Origin of the sequence: Brevibacillus choshinensis (assembly GCF_001420695.1) — a bacterium.
In the GTDB taxonomy this organism is placed as follows: Bacteria; Bacillota; Bacilli; order Brevibacillales; family Brevibacillaceae; genus Brevibacillus; species Brevibacillus choshinensis.
The window spans coordinates 1457731-1478547 of sequence record NZ_LJJB01000013.1; the positions used below are offsets into that span (position 1 = coordinate 1457731).

Here is a 20817-nt window from a genome sequence, read left to right on the forward strand (position 1 = left end):
AACGATTATCTCTGAAATTGGTGAGATAGAGCGGTTTAATCACCCTAAAAAACTTGTTGCCTTTGCCGGAATCGATCCCAGCGTGCATTCTTCTGGCAAGTTCACTGCAACAATTAATCGAATCACGAAAAGAGGTTCCAGCAGGCTGCGACATGCCTTATATATGGCTGTCCTATGCGGTATCAGGAGTTCACGCAATAAGAAACTAAAAGAGTTTTATGACAGAAAACGCGATGAAGGAAAGCCATTTAAAGTCACGGTCGTTGCTTGTGCGAACAAACTGATCCACTGGATTTTTACCCTCTTAAAGCGTAAAGAAACTTTCCTTGATCTTGCTTAATACCAATAAGCAACAATAGAGATAAATCCTTCCATCATTGCGACGGATGGTTATTTGCCATGCTCAATTTCAGTATAACAATTAAACATAAACACGTTTAATGAAAAATGTTGACATCCTATTAGCTGGTTTAGCTTAACAAGGCTGTCGAATTATTACCGGTAGCCTCGTTTGTGTTTGTTCCGTTATCTGATACCCTATAGCTTAATACGTAACCCTTTACATTCTATATTTGGTTCTACATTTCAAAGGATTATTTCCAAATAATTAAGAATATAAGTAATAAAATCAAAAAAATTGGAGAGCGATAACATGATTCATGATATTAAGGAATATGTAAATTATTTAGATGGTGTTCATAAACGAACGATGCAATATGTTAAAGCAATACCTAATGAACTCTTAGACTGGAAGCCCTCTGAAGATAAATTTTCTACAGGTGATTTATTGCGGCATATCGCATCATCTCGATTGATGTTTCTTGGTATATTTGAACATGGTTCGTGGACCTACACTGGACATGATACTGATAAAGGGGCCTCTCTTGAGGATATTTCAAAATATTTAGAGGCATGTCAGATTAAACTAACAGAGGGTCTATTAAAAGTTGGCAACGATAAGTTGACAAAAAGGGTTTTAACAATGCATGGTCATGAAGTTAGTGAGTGGAGAATACTTATGGCAATTCCGGAACATGAAATCCATCATCGTGGACAAATCTCTACATATTTACAAATGAACAAAATTGAGCCACCTCAAATTTTTGGATTAAAAATTGAGCAAGTCAAAAAATTATAATTTTTATGAAGGTGCTGTGGTCATCATCATCCAAAGCTATTTTGTCGTGTTACACTAAACTGCCCGTTACTTTAACAGACAAAAACGGATGCCGCCGCAGCACCCGTTGTATTACGCTATCGATACCCGTTAGCGGAATTGAAAGATCTATGCCTTTATCTGGCTTAGAATTAACGGTACAGATTATCTGCATCCTTTTTACCCACTGATTTGCCCGGAGCTACACGTCCTCAGACTCTAAATTATTGCGGTCGCCCCTCCTTGAATACGCCTCGATAGAGGTTTTCTTATGGAGTGGCTTTGGCGCGAATAAGATTGAGTCCCATCCCGATGAAAATGATCCCAGTCAGTTTATTCAGTAGGGTGGAAACTCTCGGGTTTTTGCGGAGCTTATCTGTTGCCAAGGACGAACAGATAGCCAAAAGCATGCACCAGACTCCACCAGTTAGCGTAAAGGTCAGTCCCAAAATAACAAAAGGCAAAGCTCCACTGTGAGAGGTACTTACAAACTGTGGCAGGAAGGCAATGAAGAATAAAGCGACCTTGGGATTAGTCAAGCTGGTCAAGATTCCTTGCACATAGATTTTTCCATATTTTCGTTCCGAGGATACGCTAGCAAGCTGGTCGAGCGCTGCAGTTTTTGCCATGATCATCTTGATGCCTAAATAGACCAAGTAAATGATCCCAACTATCTTGACTAACTGAAAAAGCAACACAGATTTCGTCAAGATGACGGATAAGCCAAATGCCGCCAGTAACGTGTGAATGACCGAACCCGTGAGAATGCCGCAGACCGACAGGATTCCCGAGCGTCTGCCCTGAGAGATGCTTCTGGAAAGAATGTACATCGTGTCTGTCCCCGGAATGAGATTTAAAAGGATACCAGTGAGCAAAAACACTTCAAAATTGACTATCCCATACATGACTTCACCCTCTTCAGGTCGTATTTAACAAAGAATTGAGTATAGCTCTTTATTTGAGCAAGTTCAATACAAATCAAATAAAAAACTTCCGCCAGTCTTTGCAAACCAACGAAAGTTCTTTTTGCTTTTATGAAGTTGCCTGGGAAGCCTCGATCCAGCCTTCTTTTCCGTCAAATTGGATTTGGCACCAGCCGTTCAGATCCGTGATTACCTGGATGACTGGATGTACTGAATGAAAAGATGGCGATCATCCCGCCAGAATCTTCGATGAATCTGTAGTGGAAAGGTAAATTTCTGTTATTCCCCACGTTTTCTGAGGTCTTTTCATTTTATTTATCGACTTGTTTATGTGCCCCTGTCTTATTACACTATCCTGCCAGTTAGTTTAACGTCGCCGCCAGTCTACAACTTTAATTTCTAGTCTATTACTTTATTTCCTCGGAACAGTATCGCCAATTATCGCTTCAAATGATCGATCGTCATCACCTCAGCTGGTTTCTTCGGTGGCGGCTTGTGGTGACGTTTGACCTATTCCAAGTGCTCCGCAAGCTGATCGTTTCATTCTCTTTCTTTTTTTGAACTCTAATAGGTCTCGTATCTTTTCCATGGCTTGTCCTCCTTTCAGGAAAAATAAAAAGGACGCCAGGACACACCCTTCCATAGGTGTGCAACTGACGTCTTCCCGTTTCTCGGTATCAGGCTACTTTTTAATTTTTGATCTCCTATTAACTACGATATAAAAAGTGATGAACGACAACGCTCCAAAAAATTGTGGAAGATACACAAACCATTGGTATATCGTTAGTGGAGTAGTTGATTGATTCGCGTAGTAAAATCCTATCAAAGTGAAGACAAGCATTAAACTAGCTGCTGTAATACCGATACCAAATCTTAATTTGGACATTAAAACAACTCACTCTCAAGTGAAGGCAGTCAACATACTCCTCTAGGAGTGGGTTATAGATTTGTTCTCCTTCGCCTTGGCACATTGGACACAACACACATTTCACACGAACCACGTTCAGCTACCGTGCGAGGTTCCTGGTTATCAGACCAATGCTTAAAACCACGCCATTCGTTTGCCAATTCCCCGAGCTCCACTTGTAGGGCAAGAATCTTGTTTTGTAGTAGGTCCTGCCCCTCCAACCCCTTCTTCTTGATAATGTATTTATCAAGCTGCCTCTGCTTTTCGAAAAATGCTTTCAGATTCATCCTGATTCCCCCTTATCAAACGTAATGTTGTGTTAAATCTTCCTTCGCTATCTTTGAAATCTTCAAGGATCTCAACTGAAAATCTGATACTTTTTATTTGATGCTCGATTCTCGTGACATCTTTCGGAGGTAAGTCTCGTTGTCCCAAAAGCTTTTCGAGTCTTGTTCTTTCCTCCCATAAAACAAGGAGTGCGTGCTCGACTTGTGCCATGCCTTCTCCCTCTTAACAAATCGTGTGGTTTGTTTAACCATTAAATGAAACCTTTTTACTTCTAAATCGTCTCACTATTGTGCGCTTGCTGTACCTAGACACTCAAAAAGTGATGGAGGACTGCATGGAGAAGAAGATAAGCATTGTTCTAGGTTTTCTTACAGGTGTTTTTCTGGTTAACTGGAATTTTGATATTAGTTTCCTGGATGATTTGGGAATCAACGCTTACTACATAATTATTGCCATTAGATGGATTGGTTTTTTAGGAGCTCTGCTCTGTGCATTAACATTACTCTTTGATGCGTTGAAGGCAATTCGCTCTAGTTAGCAATAAGGATGCTGCTGCACTCTTTTTTTTTCTTATCACGATTACCGTTGTGTTAAGATATCGTTTCTAATGCGGCCAAGCAGATTGTTTTTTCTTCACTTTGCTTTATGCTAATTTTGATGTTGATGAGAGGTGATGAATCATGAAGGTACACAATTGTCCTTCGTGTAATACCTACAGTAAAGAATGTATAATCGTCATCCAGAATGCGCCGCATCTTTCGGAAGAGAGTCTAAAGTGCAGTATCTGTTCCTGGAGCGGAAAGTGGTCGGACATGGAAGTAAAAGAGTATGACATCCCATTCAACGAAGGGATTACCGACTATCATGTACTTCATTCAGATAAAGATAGAATTACATATACGGGAGGTCTTTGCCCTCATTGTGGGGGAGATGATCCTTTATGCTGGTGCCAAACAATCTCGGTACTTGGAGCATCCTGCCCGTTAGATTACTGACGTATTGTCAGTCTACGACTGTAATTTCAGTGAACAATATTCCTTCTCGCTTTCTTCCTCAATAGGTGGGATTAGACATTCAACACATTGCCCAACCTGGAAAACTGCTTCTTTGCTGCAATATTTACATAGCCTCCGTTTTCTTCCCTAACTATTTAGTAAAATTAGACTTGTGACCGCTTACGTATTCTAGTCAAAGAACCAAAAATCAAAAATTGTGGTGATGCCCTTGTCCACTACGTCACTTCCTGCATATTTTGGTACAAGGAGGTGACGTAACATGGCAACACAGCCTATTACAATCGGAGCAAATAGCATTGCACAGATCGGAGACCGATTTTTTCTAATTGTTGAAGTAGAAGCAAAGGCGCCTGGTGTTGAGATTGACCCCGTTTTTGCCGTTCGTACAACGCCCCAACAAGCGAGGGCGCTCATTAATGCAGGGGTAATGCGTACTATTATTCAGAACACACGACCGCGATCTCGTCCTGGATTGAAAGTTGAATTTAAAGGTGTACTGTTCGCTAATGGTCGGTTTTTCTCAGTCTTCGACGTTGAAAACTCAACCGATATTTCAGTACTTGTAAGAATCAGCCGTGAACGAGCGCAAAGACTTATCCGAAATGGAGCTCGGAGAATTAAAGTTATTAGAAGACCTTTCTAAATAATTCGGTTGGATTCTTTCAGAAATGGTTACCCTGCGGAGAAGGTCGCTGCTGCAGGGTTTTCTTTTTACACATTGAGGATACCACCACCCCATTTTATGGTAATATTTACACATAATAACGGAGGTGTGCTTGTTGAAAGAGAATCCTAACCTCGATCGTTTCCATGAAGATCCACCAACTCACCCATTCAACAGTGTAATTTATCACTATCAAAAGATTGCGGGTATGTCCTTTAGACTTATTAATACTAAAAAACTGTCGAAGCCAATTAGATGGTTTGGATTTTTTGTTATTGCTTGTATTCTTGCAGGTGTATCAATGTTGTTCGCAAAATTGGTCTTACAATTTTTCAAATGAGCATTTATCAAATTGAGCTTGTGTTAAATACGTTCGTTTCCCCATAATCCTGCCCAATAGCATAACGAGGCTGCCGGATCATCTCCAGCAGCCTCTGATGTTTTTGATAAGCTATCGAACCCGTTAGCTCAATGACGTAATGTCAGTCAAATAATCTGTCCAAAACATTATTTTCATAGTCTAACACTATATTTTTCGAGTCTGATACTTTATTTTCAATAGCAAACTGGCGGCAATAGTACTTTGCGCCAGTTTGCCATCAATTTGTACGAAGCCTTCTGAGCCTTTTAAAAAACCAGCTTTTTCAGCTATCAAAAGGTTGAGGCATTCCATTGGAAAAAGCCGGTTGACTCATTGAGTCAACTGGCTTTCTTGCTGGCAGACATTCTTTTTCTACTTTATCTCTATCGTAATCTCCGGCATGGTCACTTTTTTGTTTTCCCTGGTGCCCACAGGCGTTTCTTTTTTCTCTTTTCCGTTCTCATCAAAAGAAACCCCGCCTTTATTTTCCGAGATGTAGATGATTGGCGTAATCGTAAGCTTCGAGGCTTTCTCCTCCAACTTTCTGAAGGTCATGCTCCAGTTCATGATCCCCGTAGAGGCATCGCCATGTCCCCCATTATCCTCGCCCTCATACACATTGCCCAAATCATCTTTGACAATCAGATGGGCACTTACATCCTGCAAACGCTCCCGGTATTCATCGGGTACTTGCTGTGTATAGTCCGTTACGAATGACATCGGGGTTAGCTTTATTTTGTCAATCGTTACAACGTAGCCGTCTTTCTCAGTACGTTTGTGAACAAGCTTTACATCGCTTTCCACAGTTTGCAGCGTAAAGGCAAACGACCATTTTCCGTTGATCTTTTCATGCTGATTGTTTTCGATCTTTAGGATGTCGTTGATCGTCAGCTGGCACTCTACCTGTTCCATGTCCCCAGCAATACTGTAGTTTGCTTGACCGACGTAAGTGTTCGGCGCTACTTTCTCCACATGATCGCTTCCCGCCAGTCCGCCGGTATAGTTTTGAATACGCAAGGAAGGCCCTACACCGATTAACGGCGATTCCCCGAGATCTTGAGGAGACTTTACTTCGTAGGTATAGGAAATGGTTTTGCCATCGAAAACGGCATCCTTTACTGTGATCTGAATCCCGTTGCTCTCTTTGCTCACATTCACCTCATTGGAATTCACCTGGTACAAATCATACACGCCTGTCCTACCGTTATCCAAAAAGCGGAAAATATCACCGATAACCGGAATTCCTGCGGCGTATGCTGGATTGTTGATTCCCAGATAAGCAGTGCCTCCGACCAGAAGACCAGCGAACGCTGCCGCGATCACTTTCGTTCCGGCACATCCCTTCTTCTTTCTAACCGACTTCAGCAATCGCTTTTTCACTTTTGCTTTTTCTAGCATGGTAACCTTCGTCGCTTCCTCGATTTCACTCATTTCCATCTCATCAACCTCTACTTCTTTCAATAACCGATAAATATCCCGCATGGCTCTCTCTCCTATCTGTTCATTGTCGCCTGTTCGGCCAACTTTTTCTTTCCGCGGAAAACTCTATTGTCCACAGCCGTCCTTGTAAGCCCTAACTGATTGGCGATATCGTCTGATTTGACGCCCAGAAAATATTTCATAGCGAATATTTTCTGATCAATCGGCTGCAATGTATGGATGAACGCCGCAAGCTCCCGCTTATTCTCCTGCAGCACAACCTGATCTTCCGTCGATAAACCCTGTGCGAGACTTTCGGCTTCCAAGGAGACCTCGTCGCGCTTCCCTATCTTCCGGTAGTAGTCAATGGCTTGATATTTCGTTATTTTGTAGAGCCATTTTTTAAAATCCTCTCCGTCTCCTTCGAATTGATTGGCATGGTTCCATACCGCCAGGAATACATCGTTTATGCATTCCTCAATCTCCCCGGACTGGTATGTCGGGCCTAATACTTTGCAAACCGTACCTTTCACCAGCCCCAAATATTTGTCTACGATATACTCCAAGGCGTCTTCTTTTTTCTTTTTTAATCGCTCGATGTAATTCCGTTCATCACATCTCATTTCTATAATTCCTCCCAGATGTTCGTAAAGGCCTTTACACCATAGACAACGAATAAAATCCGATTTTCTCTCGCAAATTGCGCCTTTTTTTTTAAAAAAAATCATGAAGTATCTTCTTTAAGACGGTTTCACTTGGTATCCCGACACACAATAAACCACTCCAGATCATTGGAGTGGTTGCACTTTGCATGTTTCAAGATATTATTTGAGAAATGATTAGGTTTATAGCAACCTCATTGGGAGTAGGGAACAGTTTAGTTTTTATCGCATCTTCCAAGTGCTATTTAATGTCGTGAGAAACTATTCAAACTTAATCTCCACCTCTAAAATGAGATAACTACGTTAATCTGCCCGTTCGTATTATGAGGTCAGCCAGTTTTTACTGGTTGACCATTTTTTATATAGTTCTACGATTACGGTAGCCGGGGTAGAACGTCCCTGCCCGTGGGGCATTGACCCCGTCCGCTAAACTGTTCACCCCCTACTTGTAGAAACATGTTTGAGGCTGGTTGGGACTTAGATCTCGTATAACAAGCGAAGCTATGATACTACAAGCAGGACTAGGGGTTACCGGCAAATTATCTTGGAAAAGGAGCGATACAATGAATCCAGTCGTTGGTCTGGATGTATCTAAAGGGGAAAGTCAAGTTCAAGCATTTTTAGACAAGGGTCAGCCATACGGAAAAAGCTTTAGCATTTCGCATACTCGCGAGGGACTAGATACTTTTCTTCACTTTCTCAAGAATGTAGAAAGTATAACTAGTAAACAACCTCCGGTTGTTTTGGAGTCAACTGGACATTATCAGACTCCAATTACTCAGTTTCTAGAAGAACAAAACTACTTATATATTGTGATAAACCCACTCATCTCTTATCAAGCGAAAAAATCAAGCTTACGCAAGGTCAAAACTGATGCAATCGATGCTTATCATTTATGTGAGCTGTATTACAAGGAGGAACTACAACCTCATAAGAAGAGAGGGTTACAGCTGTTAAACCTCCGTAATCTTACAAGACAGCACGAATCTCTAACCGATCTTTGCACGCAAGCAAAATTACAGTTCCATGCCATTTTAGACCAAGTATTCCCTGAGTTCAGAAGTGTATTTGGGGACTTGTTTTCAAAGGTATCCTTGCACATTTTACTAGAGTTCCCTACCTCGGAAGAGGTCTTAAAAGCTAGGGAATCTGAATTGACGGAACGAATCGCAGCTATATGTATCAGTCGTTCCAACGCTTGGGCCAAAGAAAAGGCGAAAAAAATAATGGATGCAGCAAGCCGCAATCCATTTCAAAAAGTTGTGTACGAAAGTCATTTGATTAGTCTTGAGATGTATATTCGTATCATTCTTCAATATCAAGAGCATCTGTCCAATTTAGAGCACCGAATTGATGCTCTCGCATCAGAAATTGAAGAATATAAGATTATCCAATCTATCCCTGGTATCGGAGAAAAAATCGCGGCAACGATTATCTCTGAAATTGGTGAGATAGAGCGGTTTAATCACCCTAAAAAACTTGTTGCCTTTGCCGGAATCGATCCCAGCGTGCATTCTTCTGGCAAGTTCACTGCAACAATTAATCGAATCACGAAAAGAGGTTCCAGCAGGCTGCGACATGCCTTATATATGGCTGTCCTATGCGGTATCAGGAGTTCACGCAATAAGAAACTAAAAGAGTTTTATGACAGAAAACGCGATGAAGGAAAGCCATTTAAAGTCACGGTCGTTGCTTGTGCGAACAAACTGATCCACTGGATTTTTACCCTCTTAAAGCGTAAAGAAACTTTCCTTGATCTTGCTTAATACCAATAAGCAACAATAGAGATAAATCCTTCCATCATTGCGACGGATGGTTATTTGCCATGCTCAATTTCAGTATAACAATTAAACATAAACACGTTTAATGAAAAATGTTGACATCCTATTAGCTGGTTTAGCTTAATGAAGCATCGTCAGTCTAATACATTATTTTCAGTGAACAAGTGCAGAAGCCCTTGGAATAAATAACCGATAAAAAATGTTAGAATGCTCCCTGTGTCTATTTGCTATGCGATAATCGAGCTTTAGTGGAGTGAAGGAAAAGGGCGTTTCGAAAAAAAGCTGTGCCCCCCTACGGAAGCACAGCTGTTTATCATCCTGTTTCCCCATTCGGTTCTGTCGACCGATTTCCTTTTGCCAAAGCCAGCACCAGCAGCAAAAGACCTGCGCTAATCACAGCGAGCACATATAGACATAGCTGAAAAGCATCCGTGTAATTTTGTGCGTTAGCAGATTTGATACTTGCCTTGAATACGCTTTGGATCTCTGGTCGTTCAGAGTTGATCTTGCAGCTTGCAGACAATACGGAGGGATCGTTCGTCCGTACGAAATCCGCATAACAGCTGCGGAATTGCTGCACCGCCATCTCGTTTTGAGCGTCTGCATGTGAAATCGCGGATAGTTGTTGACGAAGCTGTTGCGAGACCTCGCCACTTACCGTGTCCGCATGATATCTCATCGTATTTAGAAAAATGACACCGATCAGGGCAATCCCCAACGCAAAGGCAACTTGCATGCCTGTTGTCAGGATACCCGAAGCAGAGCCAATATCGCTGCTGCGGATTTTGGCAAGCACCGTATTGGTCAGAGGAGCGGCAATCGCTCCTTGTCCGATTCCCAGAATCAGTAAGGCGGGAATCGATTCATATCTTTGAAAGGCAACCCCTGTCGCGTGAACAGTGAGCGCGAGGGACAAAAAGCCGATGATGCTCAGAACCGCTCCAAAAGTAAGTACATGCGCACCGTATTTGGCGACCGCTTTGGAAGAGAAGAGCGAGGCCAAAAAATATCCCATGCCCATTGGCAAAATAACCAATCCCGCCTGGAGTGCGGTAAAGCCGATTCCCATCTGGAGAAAATAAGCCGCTACCAGAAAGAAGGCTGCCTGTGAGCATAGCAGCAAAAAAACGATGAGCATGCCTGCCGTAAACACTTTCTGTTTGAACAAATCAACGTTCATAAAAGGAATGCCGCCACTGCGTGCTATCCTTCGTTCATACCAGACGAAGACGGCTAACACCGGTAACGACAAGATCAAGCATCCATCAAGCCATAGCGGCCACCCTTCCTTCTGTCCCTGCACGAGCGGAAATATCATCATGAGTAAGCCTATCGCCACACTCAGTGCACCTATCCAATCCAGCTTTGCTTTCACAGCACTCTTGGATTCTGAGATAAAAGGGAGCATACCCAAGATGATGATTCCGAAAGGCACGCTAAAGAAAAATACCGTTCTCCATTCAAGCCCCAGCGGATTCCAATGCAACAGCAAGCCTCCGATGATCTGCCCTGTAGATGCCGCTAGTCCCTGTGCTGCCCCATATAACCCGAACACGGCACCCCGTTTTTCAGGAACGTAATTGATCTGGATTAAGGCAAGCACTTGTGGGGCAATCATCGCGGCACTAAGTCCTTGCATAATGCGAAACAGAATAAGCATATTCACCCCTGAGGAAAATCCGCTCAATAAAGACGTGATCGTAAAGCCCGCTACTCCGTAGGCCAGCATCCTTTTCCGGCCAAACCGATCTCCCAGGCGCCCCCCGATAATGAGCGCGACCGCGTAGGCCAAGGTATAGCCTGTAATCACAAATTGCACACCGGAAAAGCTGGAATGGAGACCTCGCTGCAGCGATGGCGTCGCTACATTTACGATAAAGATATTGGCCACTGTCATAAAGACCGAGAGAAGCATGACGGCCAGCATCACATTTACCCTCGTTTTGAGACCTGCCCTCGTGACCAGCTGATCCGAGGAAATAGATTTTGCCGCTGTAGACATCGAATAAACACCCTTTCGCCCAAGTTTTTCGCATCCAAAAGGTAGGAATGTTCATTGACAGAAGAAGAGCAACTTGACTAAAATAGAAGTAGACAGATCTGTCTGTCTCGTTGATAACCAAATGATACAGACAGATCTGTCTCGTGTCAATCCGATTTTTGGATTGATTGGGAATATTTGAGGCGTTTTCTACCATTCATGAAGGAGCGATTCATCAATATGGATAAAAAGGAGTCAGCCAAAGAACGGATTTTGCAGGTTGCTTCTGAATTGTTTTATCAAGAAGGGATACGCGCTGTCGGCATCGATCGCATCATCGCGGAATCCGGAGTGGCAAAAGCCAGCTTTTACCGCAATTTTGCTACGAAGGACGATCTGATCGTGGCTTTTTTGGAGCAGCGTTTTCTCAGAAGTTTGGAGCGGATCGAGGAAGCGCGACAGCGTTTTCCGAATCAACCAACCGAACAATTACGCTTTCTCTTTCAATCGATATCGGATCGCATGATGGAACCCGATTTTCGAGGATGCCCCTATATGAATACCGCAGTGGAATTTCCCGACATCGAGCATCCTGCCCATGCGAAGGCAGTTGCGAGCCGTCACATCCTGTGGTGCCACGTCAAGCAAATGGCGACGGAAGCAGGAGCCCGAGACCCTGAAGCACTGGCCTCACAATTGGAAATCCTCCATAGTGGCGCCATCATGATGGCCTACATGAAAAAATCTATGTATAACGCTGATCATTTCTACAATGCCGCCATGCTGCTGATTAAGGATCAGGTTCCTTTCGTGAGCACATGGTGAATCACTTAGACGTAAAGAAAAACCGCTAGGAATACACCCGCGGTCATGTAATAAAACAAACCCTTCTTTTACTTTTGTTCCCAAGCTGAACGAGCAGCGGCCTTCTTCCAAATTGCCCGGTTTTGATCGGTAGCTGGAGGTTCTGAGTCTCCGAAGATGGCGCGTATCCAATGTCCGTCAGTCGGATTCGGCATGAGTATAAACTTGCTTCCATAGAGATCCTTATCCTGTTCCATCAGTTTGGTACGTTCATCAACGTCCTTCACGTAATAAACTCGACGGAAATCGTTCAGGTTATCACCAAGGTACGAAATCACATTATATTTTTGTGCAATCTCATTTTGGCGGATCTCCTTGTTCGATGTTTCTCTGTTAACTGTCAGATGAGAATTGTCGATATAGGGAAAATTGAGTTTGTTCAGTTGTGTCATTGCGTATTCGTAGGTGTTTGGTCCCTGGTCACGGTTGGAGACATAGAAAACCTCCACCCCTTTTTCCTTGCAGTATTGAAAGAACTCCAGCGCCCCCGGAGAGGCGACCATTTTGTACTGCGGAATCCACTTGTCCCAGATGGCATCGTCGAAGAAGTCTTTATTATTGTTGATAAGATATCCCCAATAGTTGATTGGGAGAATAATCGTGTCATCAATATCCGTGATAATCGCTAACGGTTTATCGCCTGGTCTGTGGTAGGCAAGAGCAAGATCAACTTGCAATCGGGCCATATTATAGGCTTGGTGATATAGCGCCTTATACTCTGCCGCGGTCTGCTTCCACGCAACAGCCATCGTCAGAATGTTGTTCAGCCCATCTCCTGTGGGCCCTTTTACATTTGTTGCTTTATCTTGCTGTACCGTTCCCCCCTGCACCTGTGTGGAAGGTTGATTGGATACTGCTGACGCAGAACTTGCTATTGTACTAAGTGCAACAATACTGGCCAGGATCATTGTAAGGTGTCTTTTCATTCTTAAATCCTCCTCTTTTTTATAGCAGAAAATACGATAATTGGAGTCATAGTACTTTTTGCAAAAATAGTTGAGCCCGTTCGCTTTTGGGCGTGGTGAAAAACTGATTGGGTGGAGCATCCTCAGCCAGGCGACCACCATCCAGAAACAAGATCCGATCTGCAACTTCCCGCGCAAATCCCATTTCATGCGTCACAATGGCCATGGTCATTCCAGTATGGGCAAGCGACTTCATGACCTCCAATACCTCTTTGACCATTTCAGGATCAAGCGCAGAGGTCGGCTCGTCAAAAAGCATCACTTCCGGCTCCATCGCCAACGAGCGGGCGATCGCCACACGCTGCTTTTGACCACCTGATAATCGAGACGGATAGGTGTCAGCCTTGTCCGCCAATCCCACCCGTGAAAGCAGCTCCATCCCTTTTCTTACAGCATCCTCTTTTGAGATGCCTTTTACCTGAATCGGCGCATACGTGATATTCTCCAGTACCGTCATGTGGGGAAACAGGTGAAAATGTTGAAACACCATCCCGATCTTCTGACGGACTTGCATAACATTTTTTTTCGTGTTGGCGATCTCTGCTCCATCAATAAATATCTGGCCATTTGTTGGTGTCTCGAGTTGGTTGATACATCGCAAAAGCGTTGATTTTCCCGAACCTGATGGGCCGATGATGGCAACAACCTCTCCCTTTTTTATTTCCGTTGAAATTTCATGCAGAACGTGAAGATTCCCAAACGATTTGGATACTTGCTCAATTTTAATCACTGCGTCTCAACCTCCTCTCAAAGCGGCGGGCTACGGCGGTTAATCCGATTACCATGAAATAATAGAGCAGACCGGCTAGCAGCAATGGTTCAAAATAAACAAATGTTTCGGCCGCTACGATATTGGCACGTCGCAGCACATCCGTCACCCCGATTACGGAAACCAACGCAGAATCCTTTAGTAAGTTGATGCTTTCATTTACCAAGGCGGGCAGAATGTTTTTTAGCGCTTGCGGAAAAATGATGTCGATCATCATTTTTCGGTAGGGAATCCCCAAGGCGATGGCTGCTTCGCGCTGCCCTTTGTCAACAGCAAGAATTCCTGCGCGAATTGTTTCCGAAGTATAGGCAGCCGAGTTTAATCCAAAGGCGATCACCCCAGCCGCTAACGGGGAAATATCATATCCCGTCAACTGTGGTATGGAGAAATAGATAAGCGTCAATTGTAAGATCAATGGTGTGCCTCTGAAAATCGATGTGTAGAAGACAGCGAATCCCTTAAGCGGTTTATTGTCTGAGATTTTGATTAATGCAAGCAGAGCTCCTCCCAGAAATCCGACAAGCGCGGAAAGCAAGGTAAATTGAACTGTGTCGATAACCCCTAGTAAAATATAATCCAGCTTGTCGCTGATTAGTGAAAAATCAAGGTCCACGGTCTGTTACGCCCCTCCTAGCTTATTTGTCAAACCATTTTTTCGTCAGCTTATCCAACTCACCGCTTTCCTTCAGCTTTTTGATTGCCTGATTGAACTTTTCTACATGGGCGGAACCGATAGGCAGCGCGACCGCGTACGCATTTTCTCCATTGTCCGCCATTGCGTTCATTTCCAGATCCTTGTTCGACACCACATACCCCTTGGCAACGGTATCCTCAATAATCGTTGCCTGCGCACGACCCGATTTTAATTCCTGAATCAAGTCTCCAATCTTATTGAGTTGAGTTACCTCAATACCCTTGATTGTTTTTGCCGCCTCTTCAACAGCGTTCTGTTGTGTAGAACCCAACTGGACAACAACCTTCTTGCCTGCCAGATCCTCCATCTTCGTCAAATTGCTTCCCGTTTTCGCAACAATCGTGTTCTTCGCTTCATAGTAGGTTTCAGTAAAAGCCACACTCTTTTTCCGTTCCTCTGTCGGTGTCATGCCAGCCATGACAAAGTCTGCACGATTAGCCTGAAGGGCAGGCAAAAGTCCGTTAAAATCCATGTCCTTGATTTCTAGCTCTACTCCCATTTCCTTCGCGATGTACTTGGCAATGTCGACGTCAAGCCCCACAATTTCGTCTTTTTCCCCCGAGGTATCGTGAAACTCGTATGGCGGATAATCTGCCGAGGTCGCCATTACCAGCTTTTTGTTCTGTTTGGACGCTTCTGCTTGGCCGCTTTCCTTTTGCCCAGCGCACCCGGCAAGTACACTACTGACAAACAAACCCACAATGAGTGCTTTTGTTACCCATGACCTTCTTTTTTTCATTTCCTCTACCCCCATACTGATCATGAATACTATTTTAGGTGGTGATTCTGACATGATTCTGACATTAGGAATAATTAAGAAAATTAAATAATCGAAAATAAAAAAGCGACTTGAATCGGATGCAGCTCCTTTTCAAATCGCTTTTCATACTTTATAGGGTTTTGAGTAGTTTCTCGTAGTGCTGTTCAATTTTTAGAGAGGGTTTACAGCCCATTTCTTTCAAATGATATTGACTATACTGCTGGTATATCCTCATGAGTGCTGGTTTGTCTTTCAGTTTTTCGTAAATGTCCATAACCAAAATACATGCCTTTTCCTCATAGGGAAATAACAGCAATACCTTTTTAAGGTGTTCCAACTCTTGTTCGATGAGTTGATTCTTATGAAAATATTCTGCCATCCGATATACTAGCCGAATATACATCTGGTTGATGCCTTCACCGCGGGCAGCGCTCCAAAGATAGGCTTTATTTCCAAATAGCTCTCCACGATAGTATTTTTCAGCTTTCATAAACATCGTCATTGTTTTTTCGCCAGTTGACTGTTGATTACTCCTTAACAAATCCAAGGATAGTCTTTCAAATTCCTGATAATCGATAAGACATTCCTCTAATTCCACCCAGTAGCCATTACTGCTGCTTTTTATCTGCAGTGGCACCTGTTCATTGGAAATTGATTTCTTTAACCGGTAAATAGACGTATGGAGATTGGTTATTGCCTTCTCAGGGTCTAGGTGGGGCCAAAGCAGATCACAGAGCTCCCACTTATCTACGGGTTTCCCTAGATGGATTATAAGGTAGGCTAAAAGCTCCTCCACCTTTGCTGTCATCCATTGTACCTTTTGAGTAGAGTTTTTCCCGTAGACTTCAAAATCCCCCAGACAAAGAATTTTTCCCTTAGGCATGAACTCGTGAGCCTCTTTGGCTGATTCAGGACTTTTTTGGCTCGTACGCTTTACTATTTTTCGAACAACTCGATTTAGTTCCTGTCCATCAACCGGCTTCAAAATATAATCCAAGGCGTTAACTTTAAAAGCTTCTATGGCATACTGACTGTAAGCTGTGACAAATATGATTTGTATTTGCCCATACATTGCCAGGATCTTTTCTGCCAACTCCAATCCATTCATGTCCGGCATTTCAATATCCAAAAACGCAACATCTGGATTTAACTCATGTATTTTTTCAAGAGCCATTTCAGGATGGGTAAACTGCTGAACCACTTCTAATTGACCATTTTGTTCAATGGCTCGCTTTAGAAGAATATGGTTTGGCCACTCGTCATCTATGGTTATAGCACGCAGCATAGGCATATCCCCCTTGATCTATGAAGGCAGCGTTCGTCTTCTGGTTATTGAAGTAGGTGATTCAGTGAGCGGTAAATAAAAGGTGACGATTGTTCCTTGTTCTTCTTTGCTTTCGATGGTGAGTTTCTTGTCTGCAAAATGCCCCAGCCTTTGATTGATGTTGGCGATACCTACCCCTAAAACGGCCTTCTTTCGGGATAAAATTTCTTTGATTTTTTGTTCTGACATCCCGACACCATCGTCTTTCACAGTGACTTCAATAGATTCCCCTTTTGTTTGGACGGAAAGCCTTACCGTGCCACCCTGCGCTTTTTTCACAACCCCGTGCCGGATTGCATTTTCCACTAAAGGCTGTATCATCAATGGCATGATCTCATGCTGTAAACAGGTTTCATCAATTTCAAAAATGGTTTGGAGTCGTTTTCCATATCTGGCTTGCTCGATATCCACATAGGATTGCACCAGTTCTATTTCCCGCTGCACTGTCACCAGCTCCCCCCGGTTATCCGTATTAAATACGATTCTTAGGTATTTGCTGAGACTGTTTAATAATTCTCCTGCTTTTTCTGGATCCGTATAGCAAAAGGCCATAATCGCACTTAAAGCATTGTATAAAAAGTGAGGTTTTATTTGTGATTGCAAATAGGCCATTTCGTTTATTGCTACTTCTTTTTCAAGCTTTTTCGAGAACTTTTTGGTTCTAACAAAACCAAATACCACTAGCGATAAAACTATCAATGCTATCAGTAAAATGAAAGCGATCAGATTACGATTTCTCTTTTGCGCAATATACCTGTTCCTAAGATCAACCTCACCAACCGTATACTTCGTTACCAGTTCATTGACATCAAAATAATTCATGGCCCGATCCATAATGCTTATTAAGGATTCCATCTCATCCGATTTTCGAAAAAAATAGGAGTAATCTTTAGGGGACTCTACAATTCGATAAACAGTAGTCAAATCAAACAGCTCATTTTCATAATAATCTTCCAAAAACACATGTTCATTTTGGAATATATAGTCAACATCGCCATTTTTCAATCCGCGATACATCTTTTTATCACTATCAAAATATGTGATTTGTTCTTTAGGGATGATTGTTTCAATAAATTCTGTGATTGATGTGCCCTTTACGATGCCTACTTTTTCATGAAGCAGTTCTTGCGCGTAATTGATCTTTTTATAGTTATCAGCTTTCGCAATCACAGAATAATTCGTGGAATAATAAGGTTTAGAAAAGTGACCAAACTTTTGTCTGGGTCGTGTAATGCTTAGTGGAAACAGGAGGTCTATATCCTTATTCTTCACTCGATCAACCTTATCAGACCAACTGAGTTCTCCATCACGTATAAAGGTATATTGTAATCCGATCATGTCTGCCATGTTTTCAAAAAGTTCGACGCTAGCGCCTGCATATTTCCCTTTTTCTTTATCATAAAAGGATAGGGGAGAAAAGTCGTCATCCACCATAACTCGAATTTCTCCAATTGAACGTATCAATTCCTTTTCCTTCTCCGTCATAAAGAAGTGATGATACATATATGCTTTTCGTATTTCCTTCTCATATTCTGTCACGAGTTGACCTAATAGACTGGAAGCAGCTTTGTTTATGATAGATAGTAATAGCGGGTTTGAGCTGCTAGTAATTGTACGATAGGTTTCATCATTCCCAGGATTAGGGACAGGAATCGCCAAGAGACCACGTTTAATAAGACTTCTGTAATTCTGAGTATTCGAGTAAATAAAATCGATCTTATTTTCCGTTAATGCAGCATAAGCAACCGAAATATCTTTGTATGGATAGTATTTGATATCACTTACATGATTCAGCGGTTGACTGTTTTCCTCCAACATGTATAGAATAACGATTCTTTTCCCTGCAAGTGTGTATCCAAGTGTGTCATAATTTATTTTTTTGTCATTCGAATAAAATATGTAATTCATATTGATGCTAATGGGTGAACTAAACAGAATATCAGGATCGTTCATTGCACGCCTTTGAATCATGGGTGACAAATCCAAAGAACCATTCGATATTTTATGGATTACATCCTCTGAACTGCTTACTGAAACATAAGATAGCTTTAACTCTAATACTTTTTCCAGGCAGGAGTAGAAGAATGTATTGATCCCATATTCCTTGCCATTATCGTTAAATTCATAGAATCCCCCCATGAAATCAAGATCACGAGGAACTTTCAACTCTTTTTTTCTGATTTCTTTCAGGTACTCTATTTCTTCCTCTGTGAATGGAATCGATTCTCTGGAAAAGGAGTCTGTAATGACACTATATTTTTCATAGATTTCATCATATCTATTTTGGGAGGCCGCGAAACCCGACGAAAGAAACCAAACCATAATCAAAAGTACGATCACTCTTTTTCCATACATTCTCACAACTCCTCATGCGCTAACGCCATCCCTTGTTTTTTCAAAGATTACGCCTCGCCCTCTCCCGGAAGTGCGTAATAAAACGAGTGTACCACCCGGTTTGAACATGCGCTAGAGATTAAGAAGGACATCCAGATTTTTCCGAAAACAACGCTTTTGCCGAACCGGATGAAGGCTACTGTTCGTTGAAAATAATGTTTTAGACTGACTCCACTAAATGAAACAGCGGCCACCTAAGACCTGAAAATAAAGTCTTAGACTAACCGCTGTTTTTATTGAACTAACGAACCCGTTAGCGTAACCGCTTGTGCGAACTATAGAACCTTAACCGTGGCAATCTCTCTTCCAGCCCATAATCTAAAGGTGTACCCACTGACAAGATCTCCCCAAGGCGCATCATCGACTGAAAATCGTACATCCGCATATGTTTGCCATGTTCCTTCAATCTGACTTATAATTCTAACGGGTACGGTCCAAGTATCCCCGGTAAACTGTTCATCCTCAAGATCTCCGTAGTTCACGATTAGTTCTTGCAACCAAATATTACAGGGAAACTTACTAGGATCTTTATCCCATATAATGAGCGCTTTGACTGAACGTATTGCTTCCATAATCGACCCCCTTGTTCAGAACAACATGCATCACGGGCCGATTGTTAAAAGGCTTGACGGCTTCTTTAGAATGGCTTAAGGACCATAAGCACGGTTATGGCAATCATCAGCAGCTGTGACGCCGTCTCGATTGGTGCGATCTTTTTCATCAATCGACCGAGCTCGGCGGGTACTTCATCCCCTTTGCCTTGACTTATAGATGCAATCTGCATGATCTTTTTAATGCGCGGCCCGATCAATCCGTCGATCGTGGCGACCATGAGCAGCGATAAAAGGACCGATATATTTAGCCACATTTGGGACAACCCTATCTGGGTTATGATCATTAGCCAAACCCCAGTAATAATAAGTACGGCTCCGCCAATTTTAGGCAGGATGGCAAGCTTGTTCGTTACATCAAAAGCAAAGCGCAACTGGCCGGGGGTGCTAGCGGACCTTCGAATGACGGGTACCACGAAAGAGGGACCGATTACCGCGATAGAAGCCAATATATGCAAAACGAGGAGCCATCCAAACAAACTGATCATCTCCTTCTTGCTCTTAGCGAACCGGAATATCGCTTTGATAGGCGAGACCGACCCTTTTTCTCTTAAAAGGCCCTCCGAGCTCGATATGGTCCAGCATGCATTTCACGACATCATCATAAGCAACATCCAGCTCTTGAAGCCGGCTGAACAAATAACCGGCTATATCGGCCTCGGAAAATTCCTTAATCGTCTTCGGAATTGATATGGGTAAGGTTTCCGTTGTCACATTTAGATGAACCGACGCCGGAGGCTCTATCGAATCAATCATAGTTCCCGGACACATAATTGACCAATCGAGCTCAGACTGCAGCAGTCGTTCAAAATTCCGGTTGTGATTTTTATACGCGGGTGGGAAGCCGGGCAGATTGTTGCCAATGAGATCAGTATATGGAATATCCAGCAGGCCGGCACCTCCCATTACCCATACCCTCCCAGAAAAACTAGGGTGGACTTCACATTGGCTTATAATGTTATCAACGAGACGAATGAACTCATCTCCTTGACCTGCATGGCCGGCAGCAATAATAGCGGCGTCTTGATGCGAGAGCGCCTCGCCGACGCTTACTGGGTTTATGATATCGTCCACGATCACCTTCACATGTTTTGCGGAACGCTCGCCTTGCTGTTCATAAAACTTCTCAGAGTTTCGCACGAATGCTGTCATTTCATGTCCCATTTTACCCCCTTGCTCCAGTGCTCTTCTCCCTGTATTTCCCGTTGCTCCGAAAACAATAATTTTCATCATTTTTTCCTCCTTTTATAAATGCTCCCGATATTTCATTTTTGGATT

General features: G+C 42.8%; 22 protein-coding genes. 6 read left to right on the top strand and 16 right to left on the bottom strand.

Translation table 11 applies throughout. The annotated features are described in order from the left end of the window. The coding region (locus tag AN963_RS27320) for a transposase (RefSeq protein WP_152985658.1) at positions 1-340 on the top strand (340 nt) is incomplete at its 5' end. Between the two features lie 312 nt (positions 341-652). Then, the gene (locus tag AN963_RS27325; protein ID WP_055747636.1) at positions 653-1138 is read left to right on the top strand and encodes a DinB family protein; all 486 of its coding nucleotides are present in this window, start codon (positions 653-655) and stop codon (positions 1136-1138) included. A gap of 287 nt (positions 1139-1425) precedes the next feature. On the opposite strand, the gene AN963_RS27330 is transcribed toward AN963_RS27325, so the two are convergent. The 4 genes from AN963_RS27330 to AN963_RS31280 form a co-directional block, all read right to left on the bottom strand. After that, positions 1426-2061 carry a LysE family translocator gene (locus AN963_RS27330; protein WP_055747637.1) on the bottom strand — a complete coding sequence of 212 codons (636 nt, stop codon included), beginning with the start codon at positions 2059-2061 and terminating at the stop codon, positions 1426-1428. A gap of 127 nt (positions 2062-2188) precedes the next feature. Continuing rightward, on the bottom strand, positions 2189-2278 hold the full coding sequence (locus tag AN963_RS30630) for an SH3 domain-containing protein (protein WP_083497114.1): 90 nt from the start codon (positions 2276-2278) through the stop codon (positions 2189-2191). A gap of 740 nt (positions 2279-3018) precedes the next feature. Further along, positions 3019-3273, bottom strand: a complete 255-nt coding sequence (locus AN963_RS27335) for a dUTP diphosphatase (protein WP_055747638.1) — start codon at positions 3271-3273, stop codon at positions 3019-3021. Continuing rightward, entirely contained in the window at positions 3233-3484 is a 252-nt protein-coding gene (locus AN963_RS31280) for a hypothetical protein (protein WP_055747639.1), read from the bottom strand. Before AN963_RS31280 ends, AN963_RS27335 begins: the two co-directional genes overlap by 41 nt. A gap of 124 nt (positions 3485-3608) precedes the next feature. On the opposite strand from AN963_RS31280, the gene AN963_RS27345 reads away from it, so the two are divergent. Next, the gene (locus AN963_RS27345) at positions 3609-3812 is read left to right on the top strand and encodes a hypothetical protein (protein ID WP_055747640.1); all 204 of its coding nucleotides are present in this window, start codon (positions 3609-3611) and stop codon (positions 3810-3812) included. Between the two features lie 737 nt (positions 3813-4549). Then, positions 4550-4933 carry a hypothetical protein gene (locus tag AN963_RS27350; RefSeq protein ID WP_055747641.1) on the top strand — a complete coding sequence of 128 codons (384 nt, stop codon included), beginning with the start codon at positions 4550-4552 and terminating at the stop codon, positions 4931-4933. Positions 4934-5687: 754 nt separating this feature from the next. Here the strand turns inward: AN963_RS27350 and AN963_RS27360 are convergent. Next, a complete protein-coding gene (locus tag AN963_RS27360) occupies positions 5688-6797 on the bottom strand; it encodes a DUF4179 domain-containing protein (protein WP_055747643.1) in 1110 nt (369 codons plus the stop codon). A gap of 11 nt (positions 6798-6808) precedes the next feature. Beyond that, positions 6809-7357, bottom strand: a complete 549-nt coding sequence (locus tag AN963_RS27365) for a sigma-70 family RNA polymerase sigma factor (RefSeq protein ID WP_055747904.1) — start codon at positions 7355-7357, stop codon at positions 6809-6811. Between the two features lie 602 nt (positions 7358-7959). Between AN963_RS27365 and AN963_RS27370 the strand changes: the two genes are divergently transcribed. Continuing rightward, positions 7960-9162 (top strand): IS110 family RNA-guided transposase, encoded by a 1203-nt coding sequence (locus tag AN963_RS27370; RefSeq protein WP_055744536.1) that lies wholly within the window; start codon positions 7960-7962, stop codon positions 9160-9162. Positions 9163-9490: 328 nt separating this feature from the next. Here AN963_RS27370 and AN963_RS27375 read toward each other — a convergent pair whose 3' ends face one another. Then, positions 9491-11179, bottom strand: coding sequence for an MFS transporter (locus tag AN963_RS27375; RefSeq protein WP_055747644.1), 1689 nt, complete (start codon positions 11177-11179; stop codon positions 9491-9493). Between the two features lie 219 nt (positions 11180-11398). Here AN963_RS27375 and AN963_RS27380 point away from each other — a divergent pair, with 219 nt between their 5' ends. Further along, positions 11399-11983, top strand: coding sequence for a TetR/AcrR family transcriptional regulator (locus tag AN963_RS27380; protein ID WP_055747645.1), 585 nt, complete (start codon positions 11399-11401; stop codon positions 11981-11983). A gap of 68 nt (positions 11984-12051) precedes the next feature. Here the strand turns inward: AN963_RS27380 and AN963_RS27385 are convergent, their stop codons facing one another. The 9 genes from AN963_RS27385 to AN963_RS27425 all read right to left on the bottom strand — a co-directional run bounded on the left by AN963_RS27385 (position 12052) and on the right by AN963_RS27425 (position 20769). Then, on the bottom strand, positions 12052-12948 hold the full coding sequence (locus AN963_RS27385; RefSeq protein ID WP_083497075.1) for a 5'-nucleotidase, lipoprotein e(P4) family: 897 nt from the start codon (positions 12946-12948) through the stop codon (positions 12052-12054). A gap of 46 nt (positions 12949-12994) precedes the next feature. Continuing rightward, positions 12995-13717 carry an amino acid ABC transporter ATP-binding protein gene (locus AN963_RS27390; RefSeq protein ID WP_055747646.1) on the bottom strand — a complete coding sequence of 241 codons (723 nt, stop codon included), beginning with the start codon at positions 13715-13717 and terminating at the stop codon, positions 12995-12997. Beyond that, positions 13710-14369: an amino acid ABC transporter permease gene (locus AN963_RS27395; RefSeq protein WP_055747647.1), complete on the bottom strand. Its 660-nt coding sequence runs from the start codon at positions 14367-14369 to the stop codon at positions 13710-13712. The genes AN963_RS27390 and AN963_RS27395 overlap by 8 nt, the downstream gene beginning before the upstream one ends. 22 nt (positions 14370-14391) lie before the next feature. Beyond that, positions 14392-15189 (bottom strand): transporter substrate-binding domain-containing protein, encoded by a 798-nt coding sequence (locus AN963_RS27400; RefSeq protein WP_055747648.1) that lies wholly within the window; start codon positions 15187-15189, stop codon positions 14392-14394. A 151-nt stretch (positions 15190-15340) separates the two neighbouring features. Further along, a complete protein-coding gene (locus AN963_RS27405) occupies positions 15341-16495 on the bottom strand; it encodes a response regulator (RefSeq protein WP_055747649.1) in 1155 nt (384 codons plus the stop codon). An 18-nt stretch (positions 16496-16513) separates the two neighbouring features. Further along, a complete protein-coding gene (locus tag AN963_RS27410; protein ID WP_055747650.1) occupies positions 16514-18889 on the bottom strand; it encodes a histidine kinase in 2376 nt (791 codons plus the stop codon). A gap of 314 nt (positions 18890-19203) precedes the next feature. Next, a complete protein-coding gene (locus AN963_RS27415) occupies positions 19204-19500 on the bottom strand; it encodes a hypothetical protein (protein ID WP_055747651.1) in 297 nt (98 codons plus the stop codon). 65 nt (positions 19501-19565) lie between these two features. Beyond that, positions 19566-20027 (bottom strand): DUF2269 family protein, encoded by a 462-nt coding sequence (locus tag AN963_RS27420; RefSeq protein WP_055747652.1) that lies wholly within the window; start codon positions 20025-20027, stop codon positions 19566-19568. 13 nt (positions 20028-20040) lie between these two features. Beyond that, positions 20041-20769, bottom strand: coding sequence for an NAD(P)-dependent oxidoreductase (locus AN963_RS27425; protein ID WP_055747653.1), 729 nt, complete (start codon positions 20767-20769; stop codon positions 20041-20043). Positions 20770-20817 lie beyond the last annotated feature (48 nt).